Below are 23,547 nucleotides of genomic sequence, written 5' to 3'. Positions count from 1 at the left end.
ACCCATTTCTTTTTACACGAAAGCCCGGAACCTTAACAGCCTTGCTTAATATACCTTTCAACGTTTTACTGATCCCGCCTGTTCACCTTTCACCCCTTCACCTTTCTATGCATCATTCCGTTTTCAGGCTCTTTACGGGGTTGCCCACTGCGGCTTTTATACTCTGGTAACTCACCGTAACAAGCGCCACTGCAATCGTTGCAAATGCAGCGCCGGCAAAGATTTGCCAGTCGAGTGAAATTTTATAAGCAAAGCCCTGCAGCCAGTTATTCATTACATACCAAGATAGCGGAAACGCGATGCAAATAGCTACAACAATGAGTTTTAAGAAAGAACCTGATAACAGGGCGATGATGTTTGCAACAGATGCGCCGATGACTTTTCTTATACCAATTTCTCTGGTGCGTTGCGCTGCGGTAAACGTGGCCAGGCCAAACAGGCCAAGACATGAGATGATGACAGCAAGTATGGCAAAGTAATCAGATAATTTACTAACCATTATTTCGCTGTTGTAAAGACCGGCAAATGCAATATCTGAAAACTGGTAAGTAAACGGAAACTTTGGATTGACTTCTTTACATATTTTCTCCAGGCCTGCCATGGTTTCTTTGATGTTGCCGGCTTTTGTGCGGACAAGGATCGTACCCCAGGGCCAGTTATCATCGAGCCTTACAATAAGCGGCTCAATGGTTTGATGCATGCTGCTGAAATGAAAATCTTTAAGCACACCGATTACCGTACCCGCTCTCCCGCCCCAGGAAACTTTGTGCCCCACAGGATTTTGCAGGCCCATTTTTTCAACAGCCGTTTCGTTTAAAATATAGCTGGTGGAGTCTGCACCAAAGACGGGCGAAAAATCGCGGCCCGCAGCCATTTGCAGTTTCATTGTTTTGGTAAAATTGTAGCCCACCACCGCATCAGCAAATGAAATGGTTACATTCGGTTCTTTACCCTGCCAGTCTATGCTTCCGGTATGGTGTTCTATAACTGTTGGCGAATTGCGCATTTTAGAAACATCTGCCACGCCAGGCAGTTGCAGTACCTGTTGTTTGAATACGCTGTAATTTTTGATAAGGTCGCCTTCTATGGGGATGTACACGAGGTTTTCCCTGTCGTAACCAATATTCTTTGACTGTATATAATTCATTTGCCGGTAAATAACCATCATGCCAACGATAAGCATAATGGAGAGCGTGAACTGGAACACCACCAGCCCTTTGCGAAATAGTACTGCGCCATTGCTAAACTTCAGTGAACCCTTTAAAACTTTTACAGGCTTTAACGACGAGAGGAACAAGGCAGGATAGCTGCCCGCAACAACACCTGTTACCACAAGCATTACCAGTATGGCTGCCCAGAACAACGGTTCTGATACGGGCAATGCAAGCGCTTTTCCCGTAAGTGCATTGAACGCAGGTAACAACAGCGCTGCAGATACAAGTGCCAGCAACATGGCAAACGCTGTAAGCAGCAATGCTTCGCCGGTAAACTGCAGCACGAGCGTGCTTTTGTTTGCACCAACCACTTTGCGTAAACCTACTTCTTTTGCACGCCTGACAGAACGGGCCGTTGCAAGGTTCATAAAGTTGATACAAGCGATAAGCAGAATAAAAATGGCTACATACGTAAATACATTTACATATGCTATACGGCCACCGGCTATATATCCATTTTGGAAGGTGGCATGCAGGTATTTTTCGGTGTATGGTTGCAGCGCAAGCTCTACACGCCAGTTGCTGTTCTTTTCTGTATAGCGGTAAATAAAATCTTTGATCGTTGTTTCAACTGCTGCTGCACCGGCATCTTTACGCAGTTGTACATAAGTTACAGGATCTGTATTGCCCCAGTTGTTTACCCATTCATTTTGTTTGACGAAGTCTGTCCAGGCGCGTAAAAACTCAAACCTTACAGATGAGTTGGCAGGCACATCTTCAAACACTGCAGTTACTTTTAAGTCTTCTTTGTTATCGAAACGGATGGTATTGCCAATCGCCTGTTGCGCATCGCCAAAATAATGTTCCGCCATTGTTTTAGAAATTGCAACCGAGGCTGGTTCTGTTAATGCAGTTGCTTTATTGCCTGCCAGCAAATGGTAGCTAAACATGGTAAAGAAGTCGGGCCCTGCAAAAAAACCGGCAGCTTTACCAATCTCTTTCCCCGCATCAAAGGTATTACCGGTGCCTGGTGGCGATGCAGATTCCAGGCCGCTGGCATATTGAATACCGGGTACCACGCGTTTCAGCTCTTCTGCCAGCAACCCCTGTGTATTGTAGCCTGCATCCACTTTTCCATCATAGAAATTTCGTTCATACACCTGGTATATACGGCTGCCGTTTGCATGAAATGCATCAACATTTTTTTCATCCTGCACCCAAAGCATGATGAGTAAACTGCAGGTTATACCCAGTGCAAGTCCTGTAATATTGATAAAGGAAAATGCCTTATGGCGTGTAAGATTACGCCACGCAATTTTTACAAAGCTGGTAAACATAATGTGTTTGTTTAGTAATAAACGATTGTTTGGCGGTTAAGGCTGGGACAATATTTATTTACTGAACTACCCCTGATGCATAAAGCTTCCGGGATTTAAACGGTAACACAGGCGATCTTGCATGTCTGTTGTACCGGCACCCCTGCAGGTGGCATCGCCTGTTGTGTCACTCACTTGTACTGTATCTCTTTAAGCAGCAACGATGCTTTTTCCTCTACATACAACGGTAACGAAGCGGGTGAACACACAAAAGCTTTCATTGCTTATTGCATTTGTACTGTATGTAAAGGCAGGCCGGCATAAAAACTTCAACTGCTGTGCCACTGTGTAACAATTTGATTTTTAAGCTGCTAAGCCACTGTAAAACAAAAAGGTGTCCGATATCGGACACCTTTTGTACGGTGATGAACGCCTGTACAAATGATCAGTCTATCCTGTTGATCACAAGATCGCCAAAGTGCAAACCTTTATCTATTACAGGGCTTCCTTTATAATGAACAGCGGCCTCACCAAATGCGGTAACTTTTATACGGTCTTTTACATTCAATGAAAATTCAGCTTCTCCATATGCAACCACTTTTGCAGTTGTGCCTTTTACGTCGAGGCTGTTTACAACTCCTTCTCCATAGGCTGTATATTTTTGGTCGGCAATTGCTCCGTTTTTTATACGCAGGTTACTTTCCCCGTAGATCGTTGTATTCATTTCTTTAAAATCCACACTGTTCAAAGTAACATCGCTTTCTCCATAGATCTTCAGGTCGAAGCTTTCACCTTTTAACGGACTTTCACAAATATGCTTCTCTTCCCCGCGCAATGAAAGATCAGTAAGTGTTTTGTAAGAGATCTTTACGATCAAAACGGTGCCGCGGTATAAAGGATTTTTTTCTTCATAACCCTTGTCGTAGTTCTTTTCATTCTTTGTATAATCTTTGGCGCCGTCGAGGTAAACACGCAATGTTTTTCCGTTTACTTCCACGTGTATTTTGTTTTCGTCTACTTTGCTGTTTTCAACCGTTACAGACTCTGTATTGCTTTCCACGAATGTTGTTTGTATATGCGGGCTCACGATTACTTTATCGAAAGCTTCCACGTTATAAACTTTTTGCGCAGACAAGGTGCTAACCACAAACAACAGCATGGCAGCAAGCGAACATTTTATTTTGTACATAGTATAAGTTTGTATTCAATAATTGGTAACACCTGTTATACGTGTATGCAATTGTTTTGTTACAGGTTATCAAAAAATTCTCCTGGGTTCTTTGCTTAGATCTTCGCTTTGCCGAATAAAGATACAAGTGCACAAGTGAGTGACACAACAGAAGCTGCTGTACGTACCGAAGCTGACCTCATCATACATTTTATTTAATGCTTTGTTCCCCTCACCCAAAATCCCTCTCCTTTCGATAGGGACTTTGAAACCAGCGCCGCACGCCCTACTCCGTTCTCAAACTCTTTACCGGGTTGGCAAGTGCTGCCTTTATAGACTGGAAACTTACGGTTAACAATGCAATGGCAATAATGACCACAAAAGGCAACACGAAGAATGACCAATGTATGTCTATACGAAACGCATAATCCTGCAGCCATTTGCTGGTTGACAGCCATGCAACCGGTACAGCGATCACAAAAGCAATCAGCAGCAACAACGCAAACTCTTTAAACAGCAATCGCAGGATGGTACTTACGGATGCACCCAATACTTTTCTGATGCCGATTTCTTTGGTGCGTTGCAGGGTTGTAAACGATGCAAGCCCGAATAAACCAAGGCATGCCACGAGTATGGCAAGGCTGGTGAACAAGGTGAATACCTGGCCAAAACGCTGATCAGCCTTGTATTGCGCATCAAAATGATCGTCGAGGAAAAAATATTCGAATGTATTGCCCGGAAAGAATTTTGCCCACTCTGCTTTTACACCATTGATGGTTTGTGCTGCGTTGGCAGCAGTTGTTTTAACAGAGATGTACCCGTTTACATCGGGCATTAAACGCAGTATCAATGGCTCATACGCTTCGCGCAACGATTGCTGGTGGAAGTTTTCGGCAACACCTTCTATTGTATATTGATCGCCCCAGAAATCAATCTTCTTACCAACAGCATCCTGCGGGTTATTGAAACCAAGTTGTTCCACGCCTTTGCGGTTAAAGATCACGGAGTTTTTATCTGAACCAAAATCTTTTGAAAATGCGCGGCCGGCGATCATTTTTAAACCATATGTGCCCATATAATCGTAGTCAACACCAATTACACGGTACTGTTTCTGTTTAGATTCATCCTGTTCTATAAGCTTTATACCACCTGCATTCCAGCCAACGGCCTCACCCGGTATACTGGTTGAAACGGTAATGTTCTTTATTGCTGATTGCTTTTGCAGTTCCTGTTTAAAGGCCGTTATTTTTTGCAGGAACGTAGAGTCTATACCAACAACAGGCGACGGAACAACAAGGGTTTGTGCGATGTTTAAACCAAGCGATTGTTTACGCATGTATTGAATTTGCTGGTATACTGTAACAGTACCAATCAACAAAAACAACGATGCAGCAAACTGGAAAACAACAAGCGATTTCCTGAGCAATGCGCCCTGCCTGGTGGTACCGAGTTTACCTTTTAATACATCAATAGGTTTAAAGCCGGATAGTACAAATGCCGGGTAAAGACCTGAGAAAAACACGCCGATCGTAAACAGCGTAACAAGGCCAAGCCAGAAATCGGCTTTTGCAAAAAGCGTGAATGACAGCTGCTGGCCTGAAATATTGTTGAAGCCCGGAATGGCAACTAAAACAATAATAACTGCCAGTAACAATGCCAAACCATTGAGTAATGCAGACTCTGAAAGAAATTGCAGCACCAGTTGCTTTCTTTGCGAGCCGATTGCTTTACGTACACCAACTTCCCTTGCCCTCGTGATGGCACGGGCAGTTGCCAGGTTTATATAATTTACCCATGCAATAATGACGATAAAGAAAGCAATGCCCAGCAACAGGTACACCGTTTTGCCATCACCGGTTTCGCCGGGCTCCATCATATAGTGGGAATAGAGGTGAATATCTTTTAATGACTGCAAATGATAGATTACACCTGCGTTATAATTCTTCATGTCCTGCGCAGTAAACTTATCTACCACAGGTACAAATTTTTTCTCTACAACAGCAGGATCTGCTGTTGGTTTTAATAGTAAGTAAGTAAGACAACCGTCCCACATCCAGGCCGTTTCGGGGCCGTTGCCGGAAGAATCTGTGTTCAGTTTTTTGAACGTGGCGTAAGACAGCAGCAGATCCGGCTTCAGTTGTGTATTGGCAGGCGCATCTTTATACACTGCAGTAATGGTAAAGTTGCTGTTGCGGTTAATGGCCAGTGGTTTGCCTACTACATTCGTTGTGCCAAATATCTTTTTAGCGGTTGTTTCTGATAAAGCCGCAGTAAAAGGTTCGTCCAATACTTTGGCTTTATTGCCCCCCAGCAACGGATAAGTAAACACACTGAAAAATGAATTGGTGGCAAAGAAAACCTTTTCAATTTTTATCGGTTGGTTGGCAATCTCCGTTGTTACCCGGCCGGTGCCTACCACCTTTACATAATCTTCAATTTCGGGTATGGCATCTTTAAACGAATTACCAACTGCAAAAGCACCTGCAGCCCATTGTGTACTCAGTTTGCCATTATCGTACCTGTCCTGCTGCACGCGATAGACGCGGTCCTTGTTTACCTGGAAATTTTCGTAACTCAGCTCAAAAGACACGTATTGCAGAATTAGTAAGCATGCAGCAATACCGATTGCAAGCCCCAGAACATTGATCGCCGCATAAGCCTTGTGACGCATCATATTGCGCCATGCAATTTTAAAATAGCTTCTAAGCATGTGAGAACATTTTGAAATGATAAAATATACTATACAGGAAAATGATGTTACGGACTTTTGGAACACTGCTCACCGCCTGTTGTGTCACTCACTTGTACTTCCGGAACGGCAGGCAGTAAAGCAGAGACAAACAGGCCGAAGTGATACGATCATCTGTCCGCTTCAATCTTCGCGTTTGCTGCATCATGCTTCAACAGTACAAGTGTGCGACGCAACAGAAGCCTCATGCTTATTCTGTTGCCTGGTACATCAGTTTCAACTTAATCTCAACCAAATTCCCTCTCCAAAGGAGAAGGAACTGGATGGTACCTGCAATACTTCAGTGAAGTAAATTCACCATTGACCATTCACGATTAACCATTCACGCCCTTTACTCTGTCCGCAAACTTTTTACGGGATTAGAGAGCGCTGCCCTGATCGATTGAAAACTTACCGTAATAATTGTTACAAGCATAGCACCTGCACAAGCCAGCACAAACACCCACCATGATATGTCTGTCTTGTACTCATACTGCTCCAGCCAGCCGCTGAGATAATACCAGGCAAGCGGCACGGCAATAAAACAGGAGATAACTACAAGCCATGCAAAATCTTTAGAGAGCATCTGCCACAGGTTAAACACAGATGCGCCCAGTACTTTGCGTACACCAATTTCTTTGGTACGCTGTTCTGCAACAAAGGCAGCCAGGCCAAACAATCCAAGACAGGAAATAAATATGGCAAGAACAGTGAAGAAAGTAGCGAGATTGCCTATGCGCTGCTCATCTGAAAATTTCTCTGCATATTCCTGGTCAGTAAACTTAAAATCGAATGGCGCACCGGGATTGTATTTTTTGAACACCGTCTCAATTTTGCCTAAAGCTGTTTGCAAAGGAGCGCCGGGTTTTATCTTTACGGTTATAACGTTTACCCAGTTGCGGCTGTAAAAAAATATTGTGGGTTTTATAGGGGTGTATGGCGATTCCATTACCATATCCTGTATAATGCCCACCACGGTATAGTTAGCGTCGTCCTGCTGCACAATTTTATTTAACACACCGCCTTTCATATTGATCAGCTTTGCAGCAGACTCGTTAATGATTATGCTGAGACTATCAGAAAAGTCTCTTGAAAAATCCCTGCCTTCTTTAAGTTTCCAGCCAATCGTTTTACCAAAATCTTCTGTAACCGCTATAGTGCCAAATGAAGGCAATGTTGCCGGATCTTTACCCTGCCAGTTAAAGCCAATCTGGTTAGCCCACACACCTGTTGTAGGGCTGGAAGATTCGGCCATATTGGTTACAACGCCCGTACCAAGCAGATCCTGCCTTATTGCATCATAATGGCCATAAAGGTCTGGCGTGGTCATACTTATCGTAAGTAAACCTTCGCGGTTGTAGCCTACGGGTCTGTTCCTGGCAAACTCAATTTGTTTAAAAACAATGATGGTACCTATAATTAAAGCAATGGAAAAAGTAAATTGTATAACCACCAGTACCTTGCGTGGTAATGATGCGAAGCGCCCCACACGAAATGTACCTTTTAATACTTTGATGGGTTCAAAACGCGAAAGAAAAAATGCCGGATAGCTACCCGCAATTAAACCGGTTATTACGGTAAATGCAATAGCAATAAACCAAAATACACCGGTAGACCACGGAAGCGACATTTCCTTATCGGCCATGCGGTTAAATAGTGGCATCATCAACAACACTAATATTATTGATAACACAAAAGCACACAATGCAACAAGTATTGACTCACTTAAAAACTGGCCTACCAGTTGTTGCCTTAATGAGCCTACCGCTTTACGTATACCTACTTCTTTTGCACGTTTTTCGCTGCGTGCAGTACTAAGGTTCATAAAATTGATGCAGGCCAGCAGTAACACAAAAATGCCTATGATGGCAAACAACCACACAAACTGAATACGCCCGCCGGCAGCCACACCATCCTTAAATTCACTATACAGGTGCCAGTTGTTCATGGGTTGTAAAACAAGCTCTTCCACGCCTTCTGTAGCAGCATTCTTATGCTTCATGGAAGCATCTTTTATTTTAGCGGTAACCTTTTCCACATCTGCATTTGGCGCCAGCTCTACAAAGGTTTGAAAAGAATGGTTGTTCCACTGCGTCTGGGCATTTTTTAACCACTCCTCTGTCTCGAGGTATTTTTTCCATGGTATAAAAAGTTTGGCCTCACGCAGCGTGGTATTGCGTGGCAGATCTTCAAACACACCGGCCACTTTAAAGTCCAGTTTGTTATCGATTTTCACTGTTTTACCAATCGCATCTGTATTGCCAAATAATGCAACAGCGGTTGATGCGTTGATCAAAATAGAAGAAGGATCGTCCAGTGCATTGATATTGCCTTTCTCCATTTTCAGTGATAGCATGGAAGGAAACGGCTGCTCTGCCCACATACCATTGGCCGAGATTTTCTTCTCTCCTACGGCAATGATGTGGCCGAAGTTCCATGAAGTCATGGACACATTTTTAAAATCTCCGCCAAACTTACTGCGCAGTTCAGGTGCCAGTGGCATGGCTGTAGCTTCGCCGGTACTTTTTTTACCATGGTCGTCTGTATACGTTGTCATTACCTGTGCAACACGGTCGTGACTGGCATGGTATTTATCAAAAGTTATTTCATCCCATATCCAAAGACCTATCAGTATAACCACAGCCATACCGGCAGCAAGACCAAGTATATTTATAAAAGAATACACCTTATTCTTTACCAGGTTTCGCCATGCGATTATAAAATAATTCTTTATCATAAAAGGTAATTGTAATGTGTTTATGTACTTAGCTTTTGGTTCATTGGTCATCGCCTGTTGTGTCACTCACTTGTACTTTCAGATCATTGATCGGCAGGTGGCTCCGGATACGGGCATTCTATATTGTACATGTTGCTTCGCATCTTTCACAGGCTCTACGTTAACTATTCCGTTCTCAGGCTCTTCACCGGGTTTGACAATGCTGCCTTAACAGCCTGGAAGCTTACAGTAAATAATGCAATGGCCAACGCGACAATACCCGCGAGTACAAATACCCACCACTCCAGGTTAATGCGGTAAGCAAAATCTTTTAACCAGTCATTCATGGCAATGCCGGCAACCGGGAAAGCAATGATGCATGCGATACCCACGAGTAACAAAAAGTCTTTTGACAACATTGCTACAACATTTGATACAGATGCACCCAATACTTTCCTGATGCCAATCTCTTTGGTTCGTTGCTCTGCCATATATGTAACAAGGCCAAACAAACCCAGACAGGCTATTAATACCGCAAGTATTGCAAACACGATGGCAAGTGTGCCCGCACGTTGTTCACTCTTATACATTTCGTCGAATGAATTATCCATAAAGCGGTAACTGAATGGCAAACCTGAAGCCATAGCTTTCCACTTTTGTTCTATCTGTTGTATAAGACCACCTGCATCGGCTGCGCTTATTTTAAAGGAAGTAATTCCCGTGCTGTTGCCCAGGCGCATGCACAAAGGGCCAATGCTCTGGCGTAAAGATTCAAAATGGAAGTCTTTAACCACACCGATCACCGTGAGCGGAAGCATGGTGTTATCATTGGGAACATTTGAAGGCGCATATAGCGTTTTTCCCACAGGGTCTTTATACCCCATTAGTTTTGCAGTTGTTTCTGTAACCAGCACTGCGGTTGAATCGGTGCCATATTGTTTTGAGAAGTTTCTCCCTTTTACGATTTCCATACCCATTGTACCGATGTAGTCATAATCAATGGTCCACGTTTGCATATCAATACCGCTGCGCACATCCATTACAGGGCTGGTAGAATAAGTATTGTCGCTGCGCGATGAACTGGATACCGGCAGGTAAGCGCTTATTGTGCCACTCTTTACACCTTTCATGCTGAGCACTTCATTTTTAAATGCCTGCACATTGTTATTAAGTGCATACGTATCATTTATGATCAGTACCTGGTCTTTATTGTAACCCAGCTTTGCGTTTTGTATGTAATGCAACTGGCGGTACACAATTATTGTAGCTATAATGAGCATTACCGATGTTGTAAACTGGAAAACTACCAATACATTTCGAAGGTTGCTTTTTTTAAAGCCTGTATTGGCACTGCCTTTCAATACCGTAATAGGTTTAAAGCCCGATAAAAACAGCGCCGGGTAGCTGCCCGCCAGCAAGCCAACGATCACCGGCAATAATATGATGAAGGGAAGGATCTTTAAATCAAGCAGGTCGTTTAATGCGAGCGATTTATCTGCTACATTGTTGAACAGCGGCAGCACGAGGTATGCCGCAGTAAGCGCTATCAATAAAGCGATAAAAGCAGTGATGGTTGATTCAATCAGGAATTGCTTGATGAGTGTTTTTCTTTCCGTACCCAGTACTTTTCTTATGCCCACTTCTTTTGCCCTGTTGGCACTGCGCGCCGTACTCAGGTTCATAAAGTTGATGCAGGCTATAATGAGTATGAAAAGGGCTACAGCAGAAAAAATATAGACATACTGAATATTGCCGGAAGGGCTTAACTCAAAATTATAATCGCTGTACAGGTGAATGCGGGTAAGCGGAATCAGTGAATAATGCAGCGTATTACCCGATTTCCTGAATTCTTCCATGCTGCTGATCTTGATGAACTGCTGTACATAAGGTAACACATATGCATTGATGTACTGTTCAAAATTCTTTTCAAATGCTTTATAGTCTGTACCCGGCTTTAGCAAAAGATAAGTGCTGAAGTTGTGACTGGTAAACTGGCCCCACTGGTAATCTGCACTTTTCATAGATAAGAAAATATCAAAATTGAAATGCGCATTGTGTGGTAGATTTTTAATTACTGCCGTTATCTTGAAGGACGTTGTGCCTGTTTGATTCCTTATTTCGAGCGTTTTGCCAAGCACATTGGTGGTGGAAAAATATTTTTGTGCTGCCGCTTCTGTTACCACCACTGTGTTTGGTTCGTTGAGCGCAGTTTTGGTATTGCCATCTATTGCAGGAAAAGTGAAAACACTGAATAACGTTGAATCTGCATAGGCAATCTTTTCTTCGTTGATGAATTCATTGCCTTTTCTTATAAGCTTGGAACCTTCATTTGCATAAATACGTGTGTATTCTTCTACCTGCGGGTAATCTTTTTTCAATGTTGGGCCCATCATATCTGCGGTCTGCACCATATGCAGATTGCCGCCACCATATTTGATATCTGAATTGATCCTGTAGATGCGGTCTGCATTGGTATTGAATTTATCGTAGCTAAGTTCATCTATTACGTATAGCGTGATAAGTAAGCACGTTGCAAGCCCAATGGCCAGCCCAAAAATATTGATGGCACTGTAACCTTTGTTTTTCCAAAGATTTCTGAATGCGATTTTAAAATAGTTGCTGAGCATACAATAATTTTTTGCTGTTTGTAATACGATTGTTACAAGCTTTTGTAACGGCAAGGGTGGAATCTTTTTTTAATAATTATCTACGCTTCGGTCTTCGCGTTTGCTGCATCATGCTTCAACAGTACAAGTGTGCGACGCAACAGCAGCTTCATGCATGTACTGGAGTCTGGTACATTATCTTTTTAAAACGCATATTAACGTGTTTCAAAAGATTGAAAGACTGCATCCCTGAAGCCGCTGCAAAGATTGACTGATAACACCTCAGCATACATTGCTCTCCAAAGGAGCGGGACGTTAAAAAAGTTGACAAATTGACTAATCAAAATGCAGCATAAACCTTGACCATTCACCAGTGACCATCTCTCTCCTACTCGCTTTTCAAACTCTTTACAGGATTAACCAGTGCAGCTTTTACAGCTTTGTAGCCAACTGTTATCCATGCAATGATGAGCGAAGTAAAAATTGCCAGCAGAAATACACCAATGCCAATGGTGATACGGTATTGAAAATCCTGCAGCCAGCCATTCATTATAAACCATGCTACAGGTACGGCTATAACAAATGCAATGCTTATTAATATGGTAAATTCTTTGGAAAACATGACCACAATGCTGCTTACACTTGCACCCAGTACTTTTCTTATACCCACTTCTTTTGTTTTTTGAGAAGCCATGAAAGAAACGAGGCCATATAAACCAAGACAGGAAATGAAGATGGCTATGCCTGCAAAAATTTTATAGAGTAGTGCAAGCTGTGTTTCCTGCCTGTAAAAATTTTCAATAGTTTCATCTGCAAAGTGACTGTTGTAGGCATATTCAGGATATGTTTTCTCCCACAGTTTTTGGATCTGCGCGGTGGTGCCTTTAAGATTGTTTGTATTTACTTTCACAGCTATGTTGAAGTAAAAATCTTTTTTGGCAGCAATCATGATGGGCTTTGTTTCATCTTTCAACGAGTTGGTCTGGAAATCTTTTACCACACCTACAACCGGGTACCAGCTACCGGACCCTATGCGCATATCTTTACCAATTATTTTCTGCGCATCAGTATAACCAAGCTTGCGCATCAGCGTTTCATTGATGACCATTTCTTTCATGGTGTCGCTCTTTGCATAGTTTCTGCCGGCAAGAAATTTTACACCGTAGGTACTCATATAATCAGCATCGCCAAACTTGTGAAATACCGGGTAATCTTCGTCTTCTTTATGATCAAATGCAAAGTTGGACGCCCAGTTGTTGCTGGAAGAAACTTCATCGCTGCAGAATGAAACACTTACCACGCCCGGGTTTTGCAACAGTTGCTGTTTTAATGGCTCCATGCGTGCAAGGTTGGCACTGTCAGCATAAGCAGGCAGAATAAGTAATGCATCTTTATTGAAACCGAGGTCTGCGTTGCGTACATGATTCATCTGGCTTACCGCGACGATTGTACCAATGATGAGTATTTGTGAAATGGCGAACTGTGTAACAACAAGCGCTCTCCTGAGCGAGATACCGCCAACGCTTGCGGAAGTAATCTTACTTTTTAATGCCAGTACAGGTTTAAACCCTGAAACGATAAGCGCCGGGTAAAAACCGGATAACAGCGTAACAACAATGACTACTGCAAAAAGGAAGATGATCGTGGGTACGCTTAACAACGATACACCATCTGGCAGGCTTGCCACATTTGACATAAAAGGCATAGCGATCTTCGCAATGCAAACCGCCAGTAATGCAGACATGACAACGATGATGAATGTTTCGCCCATTACCTGGTAGATGAGTTGTCCGCGTTTGCTGCCCAATACTTTCCTTATGCCTACTTCTTTACTTCTGCCAACGGCCTGCGCGGTAGATAAGTTAACGAAGTTGATAGACGCCATAATGATGACGAGAACACCAATAAATGCCAGCGTCCATAAAATATTCTTATCGGTACTGTGATTGCCGAGACTACCATAGTTACCATCAAAATGTATGTCGCGAAAGGGCTGTAACAACTGCTCTTTCTTACCATTCGTTTCGTTGTAATGCTTCTTTACAAAATCCGGCAGCTTTGCCTGTATTGCAGCGGCAGTTGCATTTTTGGGAAGCAGCACAAATACCTGGTGGTTACTGCTGAGGTTACCCCAGTCGGTGCTGTAGCCAAATATGTCAGGTTTGTTTTTAAAAGATTCATAAGATATAAACATACCCATGATCATATCGCTGTTGAGCGGTGCATCGGTTACCACACCACTAACTTTCAGCAATAAGGCATTGTCTATTTTTAAAAATCTCCCGGTGGCATTTTTATAATCTGTAAAATATTTTTCTGCCTGCGCTTTGGTGAGTACCACATTGCCCGGCTCTTTAAGCGATGATGCAGTGCCGCTCAGCCATTTAACGCTGAACATGTCAAAGTAATCAGGTGTGGTAAAAGCTATATTTTCATCTTCAATAAATTTCTTACTGGAGGCAGCATCTGTATTTGGGTCGCTGCCCAATACGGTTACCTGGTTGCCCGATGAAACATTCATCGGTACAATTTTTTCAAGCTGCGGAAAATCAGCTTTTAAAGCCTCATAGGCCGGGCATGGAATACCAGGATTTCGCCCCATACTTCCGTCACCATGCTTTTCTGTAGTTACCACGCGGTAAATACGATCGATGTTTGGCTGAAAGGCGTCATAACTTAATTCAAACTGTACTACTACAAAAATCAGCAGGCAGGCTGCTATTCCTATGGCGAGACCACTGATGTTGATAGCGCTGTAAGCTTTATTTCTTATTAGTGTTCTCCAGGCTGTTTTTAAATAAGTGCGAAACATAAGTGTAAAGTTTCCGGTATGAAAAACGATCAAAACGAAAATATTCGTTTTACCTTGTAAAAACAATTGTGCCAACAAATAACCATATGGTTTTCAATGATTTACTGAGTATTTACAGAATAGTGGTGTACGCTTTTGATACAGCTTTCGTTCACTATCGATACAAATAAAACAGCTGGTTGATGTTTGCCTTTGCTGCATCACCTTGTGCAACACAAAACCCAAAAAATATGTGCAAAAAAAATGCAGCTCTGTGAGCTGCATTATAACTGCCTGTGTTGACTACAACCAGCAAGTTTTTTTATTTGAATGTTACATTTACATGACCGCTGCCGGCGTGTACTTTTACAGGTGTACCACCACCATTCATTGTGCCTCTTATACTGTTATCATCAGTATCGCCACTAAAATTGTTCATCGGGTTTACTTTCACCCTGTTACCATGTAAGTCAACATCCAGGCCCTTGTTTGCAGGAAGTATAATATCTATGCCACCACCAGAATTGCTCACTTTTACATATTCACCAAGCTCAGCTATCTGAATATCCATACTGCCACCGCTGGTAGATGTTTCAAGTGTACCGCGAATGTTGCTGAGGTGTACACTGCCACCACTGGTAGAAGCAGAAAGTTTACCTTTAATGTTATCGGCATCTATCCTGCCGCCGCTTGTATTTGCCTGCGTTGTGCCATCAAGATTTGAAAGATGCAAAGAGCCGCCGCTGGTAGAAAGTTCCATGCTTCCTTTGCAGTTATCAGCAGTAATAGAACCACCGCTTGTGCTAAGATCAATGTTATCGCTGCAGTTGGTAACCGTAATGCTGCCGCCACTTGTTTTGCCATCAATCCTTCCGGATACTTTATCTATTTTCAAACTGCCGCCGCTTGTTCTGAAATTTTGTGAACCGTTCAATTCGCTCAGTTTAATACTTCCACCGCTTGTACTAAGATCGGTAGACACGTTAGACGGAACATATATCTTGAATGAAATACTCAAAGATCTTTTCCAGTCCCAGTTATTACTTTTGTTTTTAGCAGTGGCCGTAAGTGTATTGCCAGATACATTTATCTTCACCACATAATCTTCTTCCAGTCGTTTTTTAATTTCTTCTTTTGAAAGTGTGTTCTTCATATTATTGGCGTTTACCCACATTTCAATACGGGCTTCACCTGCAGATGTGCCACTTACCGCAATGCTGCCACCGCTGGTTTCAACATTTACCTGCTTAATTGTTTCGGTGCTTAATGATTGTGTCAGGTAAGGTTCTTTGCTATCCTGTGCATTAACGGTAAAGGCTGTTGAAGAGGCAGCCAGTAAAAACAATAAATACTTTTTCATGTTTGTGATTTTTTTTTGTGCGATTATTTTTGGTAACGGGCTACAGATCTTTTCCCGTCTTCGTTGTGTCACTCACTTGTACTGCAAATCTTTATTCAGCTTTTCGATGTGTTGTTACATTGTTGCCTCATATAACTGTCAGCAATAAGCGGTGTTTCATGTCAAACGTTTACCAGTGCGTAAGGTTACAGTGCAGGTAAAATATTTTTAAAATAATCTTCTTTATTGCCGCACTTAAATATTGCTTCCCTTTTTCTCTTTACCACTCACCGCCGCTTTCCCCTCTGACTCAACCCTATTCCGTCCTCAAACTCTTCACAGGATTTGCTATCGCGGCTTTTATAGCCTGGTAGCTAACTGTTGCAATGGCAATAAAGACAGACAACAGCAGTGTAATTACAAATATCCACCACGCAATCGGCACACGATAGTTGTAACTCTGCAGCCAGGAATTCATAGCCCACCAGGCTACCGGTGCTGCAATAACAAACGAAATAAGTACCAATATCAAAAAGTCTTTAGACAGTAAGGTAGTAATGCTCGTAACAGAAGCGCCCAGTACCTTGCGTACACCAATTTCCTTTATGCGGTTCTCAGCCATATAGGTAGCAAGACCAAACAAACCGAGGCAGGATATAAAAATGGTCAATCCCGCAAAGATGGCTGCCATGGTGCCCTGCCGTTTTTCATTTTCAAACTTGCGTGCATATTCTTCATCTACAAATTTGTATTCGAAAGGATATTCAGGGTTATACTTCTTGAAAATCGTTTCTGCTTTTTTCAGGTTGGCAGCTGTAGAGTTGTTGCTGTTGAATTTGATCAGCATTGTCTGGAACCACGCTTTGGCGCCGGCTATCAGCATTGGCCGCGTAGGCTCGTACGGATTGGTAAGAATGAAATCTTTTATCACACCTACAATATGCCAGTCCTGCCCGTTGTCTTTTACAATTTTACCAATCGGGTCTTTAAACTTCATTACTTTCAATGCAGACTCATTAATGATCATACCTGTTGAATCTGTTGGAAATTGCCTGAGATCGAAATCCCTTCCGTTTACAAAAGTTAAACCTGCCGTTTTGCCAAGGCCTTCATCTGCATTAAACCGGTAAAAATCTGTTTTATCATTGGGGTCTTTGCCTTCCCATTCCTGTCCCCAGCCATCACTCCAGCTTTGTGTAATAGGTGCACTTGTTTTGGTTACTGCTGTTGCAATACCAGATGACAGTAATTCATTTTTGATAAGTAAATAGTTCTTGTCAATATCACCTGTAAAAATGTGGTATACAAGGTTGTTCCTGTTGTAACCGGTTTCGCGGCTTTGCGCGTAGTCTATTTGTTGCTTAACGATAAGCGTACAAATAATGAGAATAATGGCAAAGGTAAACTGTAGCACCACCAGCACTTTACGTGGTGTAACCAAAGCATTGGCCTTTTTAAATGTGCCCTTCAGCACCTTTACAGGCTGAAACGACGACAGAAAAAATGCCGGGTAACTACCGGCTAAAAAGCCGGTAAAGATGATAAACAGCAGGGCAGAAAACCAGAAGTTGATGTTGCTGTATTCTATCTCAAGACGGTTATCAGTAAGGGTATTAAAACCATCAAGGCATAACTGAACAATAACGATTGCCAGTACGGCAGCGCCAAAAGCAAGTAAGACAGATTCTCCAATAAACTGGCTGATGAGACTGATCTTTTTTGCGCCCACCACTTTTCTAATGCCCACTTCCTTTGCTCTTTTCTCGCTACGGGCTGTGCTCAGGTTCATAAAATTGATACAGGCTATCAGCAGTATAAAACCTGCAATAATGCCAAACCATCTTACTACCTGTATCATGCCACCGCCATCTTCTTTACCATTGGTAAAGCTGGAATACAAACGCCATTTGCTGATGGGATAAATAAACATTTCCCATTTCGGTTCATCTTTATCATACTTTGGTTTTAGTACTTTCATTTTTGCATTGGCAGATGCTTCAGATGCATTAGGTTTAAGCAGTACATAAGTTCTCGTGCTGTTATTACCCCAGTAAGGATCATCTTCACCCTGTGCACGTTTAAAGGCCCAGGGTAATAAATATTCGAAACCAAAACGCGTATTAGAAGGAAGGTCTTTTGCAATAGCTGTTACGGTATAATTGTCTTTGTTATCTATCCTGATAACCTTGCCCATAGGGTCTTCGTTACCAAATACTTTTTTTGCCAGCTTCTCTGTAAGTACAATGGAGTGCGGGTCTGTAAGACAGGTTTTCAGGTTGCCTTTTACAAGCGGGAACGTAAATACCTGCAGAAAATTTGAATCTACAATATTACCTTCTACGGTTAATCTTTTTTCTCCTACGCTAAAGAGATGGCTGTTTTGCCAGTCTACACGTACCGCCTGTTCCACTTCCGGCAGGTCTTTTTCCAGCGTTCTGGCGAGCACTTTTGGTGTGGTGTTCCAGCATTGCAGCTCGCCGCTGAATTCTGCACGGTTCCATGCCTCGTAAATGCGGTCTTTCTTTTCATGAAACTGATCATAAGTAACCTCATTATGTATCCACAACAATATAAGCATGGCACTTGCCATACCTACCGCCAGCCCGGCAATATTTATAAAGGTGAACCCTTTGTTGCGGAAAAGATTTCTATAAGCAACTTTGAAAAAATTCTTGAACATGACAGGAGAATTTGGTATAGGTTAAATAGATATCAGCAGCAGGTGTTTACTGCTGATATAGTATGTAGTGCCGGCGGCAATGTTGTGTGCTGTAAGCGTGTTGCACTGTGGCGCACAGCGCTTCTTGAGTACAAGAGTGCGACGCAACAGGTGCTCAATAGCAGCAATGCAGCCCGGCTCATAAAAATGCTACAACAACTCTGTAAGACGAATAGATATCAAACGCAGCGGCGTAATTTCTTCGTCTATGGTATGCTTGTTAAAACCCTTATTGTTGTTGTCTGTTGTTGAGTTTGTCGTTTCGGGAAGCGAAACATTAACTGCTTCGCAGCAAACCAAACTGCTGCAGCAAACATATAATGTAAGTAACAGGGTTGCTCTTACTATATGGGCAGCTATGGCTTTCATGTTGGTGTAATTTGATGGTTAATATTAAGATCAGATCAATATATTTTCTGTAACGGTTTGCCCGTCGAGCATGCGTACAATGCGGTGGCTGTAGCGTGCATCATGTTCGCTGTGCGTAACCATAACGATGGTTGTGCCCTGCTCATTTAATTCTGTAAGCAACTGCATAACTTCGTTACCGTTAGATGAATCGAGGTTACCCGTAGGCTCATCGGCCAGTATCAGTTTGGGCTTGTTTACCACGGCTCTTGCAACGGCCACACGCTGTTGCTGACCACCTGAAAGCTGCTGTGGATAGTGATTGCGGCGGTGCATGATCTGTACTTTGTCGAGTACTTCTTCTACACGTTTCTTCCTGTCTGCAGCTTTTACGCCGGTATAAATAAGTGGTAATTCCACATTTTCAAAAACGGTCAGTTCATCAATCAGGTTAAAGCTCTGGAACACAAAACCGATGTTGTGTTTGCGCAGGTCGGCACGTTTGCGCTCGTTGAACCTGGCTACTTCAATACCATTAAAAACAAAACTGCCTGCATCCGGATCATCTAATAAACCAAGAATATTCAGCAGGGTTGATTTGCCGCAACCGGAAGGGCCCATTACTGCAACGAACTCGCCTTCTTTTACTTCAACAGTTAGTTTGTTCAGTGCAACGGTTTCCACTTCTTCTGTGCGGTACACTTTTTCGAGGTCTGTAATTTTTATCATGACCGGTTATTTTATTTTGGTTATTGTGTTACGTTTAATATATTATTTTGTTACTACTTCTTTAAAACTAATTCCTGCATTTTATCATAGTTCTCATAACTGCTGGTCACCACTTTATCGCCAGGCTCAAGACCGCTTACCACTTCGTAGTAATCAGGGTTCTGGTTGCCCAGTTGTATATCTACCCTGTAAGCAGTGGAGCCATCTTTGCTCAGTTTGAAAACCCAGTTGCCACCAGTTTGCTGGTAAAAGCCGCCTTTAGCCAGCAGCAGCGATTCTCTTTCGTCGCTCAATGCAAGTAAAATCTGCAATGTTTGTCCGCGGCGTACACCTTCAGGAATTTTCCCGGTAAAGATCATGTCTACCTGGAAACGGCCGTTTACAATCTGGCTGTACACTTTGCGTATTTCGAGTTCATAATTTTTACCGGCAAAATCGAAATGGCCTTTTAAACCGGCATAAATGCGGGAAAGATAATGTTCATCCACATCTACACGCACTTTATAGCTGCCCATTACATCTATCTGCCCCAGACGTTCACCTTTGTTTTTGCTTTGTCCAACTTCTGCATCGAGCGATGTAAGCTGGCCGTCTACCGGTGAACGTACGATAAGATCACCTACTTTTTTGCGCATTACGGCCAATGCATTCTGAGAACCCTGGTAAGATTGCTGCGCCTGCGCCAGTTGCTGTTTGTTAGATGCAGAATCCTGTTGTAAAATCTGCTCCGTAAGCTTCGATTTTTCTACCTGGTAATTGTATTTGATCTCAGATTGTTTGTATTCCTGAGAGCCTATTGCCTTGTTCTCGTACAGGTGTTTGTTAAGATCATACAAGCGCTTGGCTTCTTTCAGGTCATTGTCAACATCCGTCATCTGGTTCAGGTTGTTAATGGTATTTTGCTGTGCGGCGTTGCGGCTTATCTGCATCTGCGTAAGCAGGTTGTACACCGCTGTTTCCTGGTTTACAAGGCTCAGTTCCAGATCAGTATTGCTCAGGCGCAAAATAGGTTGTCCTTTTTTCATAATGGTGCCGTCTTCCACATATTTTTCTTCCACACGGCCTCCTTCTACTGCATCCAGGTAAATAGATGTTTCAGGCAGTACAACACCATTTACAGGTATCGTTTCCTGGAACACGCCTTTCTTTACTTCGCTTACGGTAATGCGTTCAGTATCTACATTCAGTTTACTGCCGCCAGATGTAAAATAAATACTGGCAAATATTAAACCCGCCAATGCCACGATACCTACAATTGTGAGTATCCGTTTTTTGCTCCATTTCTTTTTTTCAATTACTCTGTCCACTGTTTTAAATTTTTTGCTTTATGAATTTTAAAAAGAAACCCGGTGTAGAAACACAGGTTCGAATTGCACATGAGAAACTAAACTATCTTGAATAAATTTTTTTTTGATACCGGCTAAAGAACTTTGTGCATCACCTGTTGCGTCGCAATCCTTTCATCTTTCTGTTCTTTGTTCATCTTCAGTCCGCGGTTTGTGCACCATAATTCTTCTGCGAACGACATTATTAAATAAAGAGTAGTGCCAGAAAATTATCGATTGAAATACAACGAGTTATGATTTACTACAAAACACCGGTGTACGGTTTTGATACAATTTGTGTGCGGTAGTGTAACATGGGTGTTTACCCTGCAGTAAAGCCACCACCCGGCACCGTTGCAAACAAGCCATACAGGGTATTAAACCGATTGTATATATTAGTAGTACCACTTACAACAACATGAAAAAAACCGGCGGCGCATTGGCAGCTTACCTGCACGGAATCAAAAGCAAAAGACCATTTTCAATGATCGGTTTATTGTTTATGCTTTTAGGCCTGGTTGTAATGCCGGCTATACTGTTAAACATCATGCATAAATTAACCGAACCATATGAGCGCTACAACTACGAGGAGATTATAGGTAAAGGACATGTGCAAAACGCAAAGATCACCTGGATAGAAAGAAACTATACCACGCGAATAAACGGCACAAACCCACGAATTATCAGTTATATGTATGTAGAAAACGGCATAATGAAGAAAGACCGCTTTCAAACCTTAGATGTGGCAAAGCTCGAAACGCTGCGGGTAGCAGATTCAATAACGGTAAGCGTACTCAACAACGAATCGGTGATCAATGATATAAAACCTTTCAGTTTTCCGTTTCAGTATTTATGGCTTGCACCACTTATTTTTTTACTACTCGGCTGGATGATGTATAGCAGCGCACACAAAGCGGGGATGCAGCAGGTACAGGAAAGCAGTCATGCATAAGACATTCAAAACGGCGTTCGCTTTTGATACACACCTGTTCGCTAATGCTACATATTTTTATCCGGCTTTTTTATAACCGGCTCATAATCATAAATTTTTATTCATGGTACATTAATAGTCAATAAGTTTGTGACAGCACAACCAGTTGCACACGGAGAAGCTGAATAAAGAACCAAACGTACAAGTGAGTGACACAACGATGCTTAATAGTTATTCAAAAGCTTGTACCATCATATACCAAACAAATAAGCGCATAGTTTATGAGCCTGAAGAAATACAGTATACTGGCAATAGATGATGATCCGGATGTTTTAACAGCAGTAAGATTATTGTTAAAGCCCGAGGCAAAAGAAATAACTACGGAGAAGAACCCGGAGAACATTCCTGCGCTGTTGTCGAAGCTTACACCCGATCTTGTATTGCTCGACATGAACTTTAAAGCGTCTATCAACACCGGCAATGAAGGCATTTACTGGCTTAAACGCGTAAAAGAATTAAAGCCCGACGTTGCAGTAATCATGATCACTGCTTATGGAGATATAGACCTGGCAGTACGCTCGTTGAAAGAAGGTGCATCTGACTTCGTGGTAAAACCGTGGCACAACGAAAAACTGCTCGTTACCATTGAAGAAGCGCTGAAACGAAAAGGCGCCGCTAAAAACAAAGGTGATTTTTCTCTGAAAGGTGACAGCATTATCGGCAAAGAATTACTTGGTGAAAGCGAGCCAATGGAAGACATCTTTTATAAGATAGATAAAATTGCACCTACAGACGCCAATGTTTTGATACTTGGTGAAAATGGAACGGGTAAAGACCTTATAGCAAAAGCCATACACCAGAAATCTTTGCGTGCCAACAAGCCATTCATTAAAGTTGATGTTGGCGCACTTACGGAAACATTGTTTGAGAGTGAGCTTTTTGGCCATAAAAAAGGCGCATTTACCGATGCCAAAGAAGACCGCGTGGGCCGTATTGAAAGTGCCAATGAGGGCACTTTGTTTCTCGATGAAATAGGAAACATAAGCCTTACACAACAGGCAAAGCTGCTTACCGTTTTGCAAAACCGGTATATAACACGCCTTGGCAGCAACCAGCCCGTACCGGTAGACATACGCCTGATATGCGCCACCAATTTACCGCTTACAGAACTGGCCAACGAGAGCAAGTTCAGGAAAGACCTGGTGTACCGTATAAACACTGTTGAAATAACGGTACCGCCTTTGCGCAGAAGGGGTAACGACATTACCATGCTTGCCAAACACTTCCTGAAATTGTATGCGGGCAAATACATGAAGCCCGTGGCAAAATTCGATGATGCCGCCCTGCATAAACTATTGCAGTACCACTACCCCGGCAATGTGCGTGAACTGCAATACACCATTGAAAGGGCCATCATCATGAGCGAAGGTGACTCACTTACTGCACAGGACCTTATTTTTTCACCCATTGAATCGGCGCCTGCAGAAACAAAAGATATAGACGATCTCAACCTCAGCAGCATTGAGAAAAATACGATTTTGAGGGTAATAGAAAAGCACAACGGAAACATTACAAAAGCAGCAAAGGAATTAGGTCTTACCAGAACAGCATTGTACAGGAGGTTAAGCAAATACGATATTTAATACCAGCACCATCATGTACCATGTTTCCTGAATC

At 42.6% G+C, this 23,547-nt stretch carries 13 protein-coding genes; 2 read left to right on the top strand and 11 right to left on the bottom strand.

Going from position 1 to position 23,547, the window contains the following annotated elements; genetic code table 11:
- Positions 1-112: 112 nt before the first annotated feature.
- The 11 genes from I5907_RS15055 to I5907_RS21940 all read right to left on the bottom strand — a co-directional run bounded on the left by I5907_RS15055 (position 113) and on the right by I5907_RS21940 (position 20,921).
- Positions 113-2,491 carry an ABC transporter permease gene (locus I5907_RS15055; protein ID WP_196991636.1) on the bottom strand — a complete coding sequence of 793 codons (2,379 nt, stop codon included), beginning with the start codon at positions 2,489-2,491 and terminating at the stop codon, positions 113-115.
- Positions 2,492-2,915: 424 nt separating this feature from the next.
- A complete protein-coding gene (locus I5907_RS15050; RefSeq protein ID WP_196991635.1) occupies positions 2,916-3,659 on the bottom strand; it encodes a head GIN domain-containing protein in 744 nt (247 codons plus the stop codon).
- A 265-nt stretch (positions 3,660-3,924) separates the two neighbouring features.
- Positions 3,925-6,348: an ABC transporter permease gene (locus I5907_RS15045; RefSeq protein ID WP_196991634.1), complete on the bottom strand. Its 2,424-nt coding sequence runs from the start codon at positions 6,346-6,348 to the stop codon at positions 3,925-3,927.
- A 370-nt stretch (positions 6,349-6,718) separates the two neighbouring features.
- On the bottom strand, positions 6,719-9,103 hold the full coding sequence (locus I5907_RS15040) for an ABC transporter permease (protein ID WP_196991633.1): 2,385 nt from the start codon (positions 9,101-9,103) through the stop codon (positions 6,719-6,721).
- Between the two features lie 164 nt (positions 9,104-9,267).
- Positions 9,268-11,709, bottom strand: coding sequence for an ABC transporter permease (locus I5907_RS15035; RefSeq protein WP_196991632.1), 2,442 nt, complete (start codon positions 11,707-11,709; stop codon positions 9,268-9,270).
- A gap of 367 nt (positions 11,710-12,076) precedes the next feature.
- Positions 12,077-14,500 (bottom strand): ABC transporter permease, encoded by a 2,424-nt coding sequence (locus I5907_RS15030; RefSeq protein WP_196991631.1) that lies wholly within the window; start codon positions 14,498-14,500, stop codon positions 12,077-12,079.
- Positions 14,501-14,801: 301 nt separating this feature from the next.
- A complete protein-coding gene (locus tag I5907_RS15025; protein WP_196991630.1) occupies positions 14,802-15,839 on the bottom strand; it encodes a DUF4097 family beta strand repeat-containing protein in 1,038 nt (345 codons plus the stop codon).
- 295 nt (positions 15,840-16,134) lie between these two features.
- Positions 16,135-18,498, bottom strand: coding sequence for an ABC transporter permease (locus tag I5907_RS15020; RefSeq protein ID WP_196991629.1), 2,364 nt, complete (start codon positions 18,496-18,498; stop codon positions 16,135-16,137).
- A 189-nt stretch (positions 18,499-18,687) separates the two neighbouring features.
- A complete protein-coding gene (locus I5907_RS15015; protein WP_196991628.1) occupies positions 18,688-18,906 on the bottom strand; it encodes a hypothetical protein in 219 nt (72 codons plus the stop codon).
- Positions 18,907-18,936: 30 nt separating this feature from the next.
- The gene (locus I5907_RS15010; protein WP_196991627.1) at positions 18,937-19,614 is read right to left on the bottom strand and encodes an ABC transporter ATP-binding protein; all 678 of its coding nucleotides are present in this window, start codon (positions 19,612-19,614) and stop codon (positions 18,937-18,939) included.
- Positions 19,615-19,667: 53 nt separating this feature from the next.
- The gene (locus tag I5907_RS21940) at positions 19,668-20,921 is read right to left on the bottom strand and encodes a permuted SH3 domain-containing protein (RefSeq protein WP_196991626.1); all 1,254 of its coding nucleotides are present in this window, start codon (positions 20,919-20,921) and stop codon (positions 19,668-19,670) included.
- Positions 20,922-21,357: 436 nt separating this feature from the next.
- Between I5907_RS21940 and I5907_RS15000 the strand changes: the two genes are divergently transcribed.
- Entirely contained in the window at positions 21,358-21,891 is a 534-nt protein-coding gene (locus I5907_RS15000; protein ID WP_196991625.1) for a hypothetical protein, read from the top strand.
- A gap of 260 nt (positions 21,892-22,151) precedes the next feature.
- Positions 22,152-23,513, top strand: a complete 1,362-nt coding sequence (locus tag I5907_RS14995; RefSeq protein ID WP_196991624.1) for a sigma-54-dependent transcriptional regulator — start codon at positions 22,152-22,154, stop codon at positions 23,511-23,513.
- The last annotated feature ends 34 nt before the right edge of the window (positions 23,514-23,547 follow it).

It is taken from the genome of Panacibacter microcysteis (assembly GCF_015831355.1).
In the GTDB taxonomy this organism is placed as follows: Bacteria; Bacteroidota; Bacteroidia; order Chitinophagales; family Chitinophagaceae; genus Panacibacter; species Panacibacter microcysteis.
This window is presented reverse-complemented; position numbering and strand designations above follow the sequence as displayed.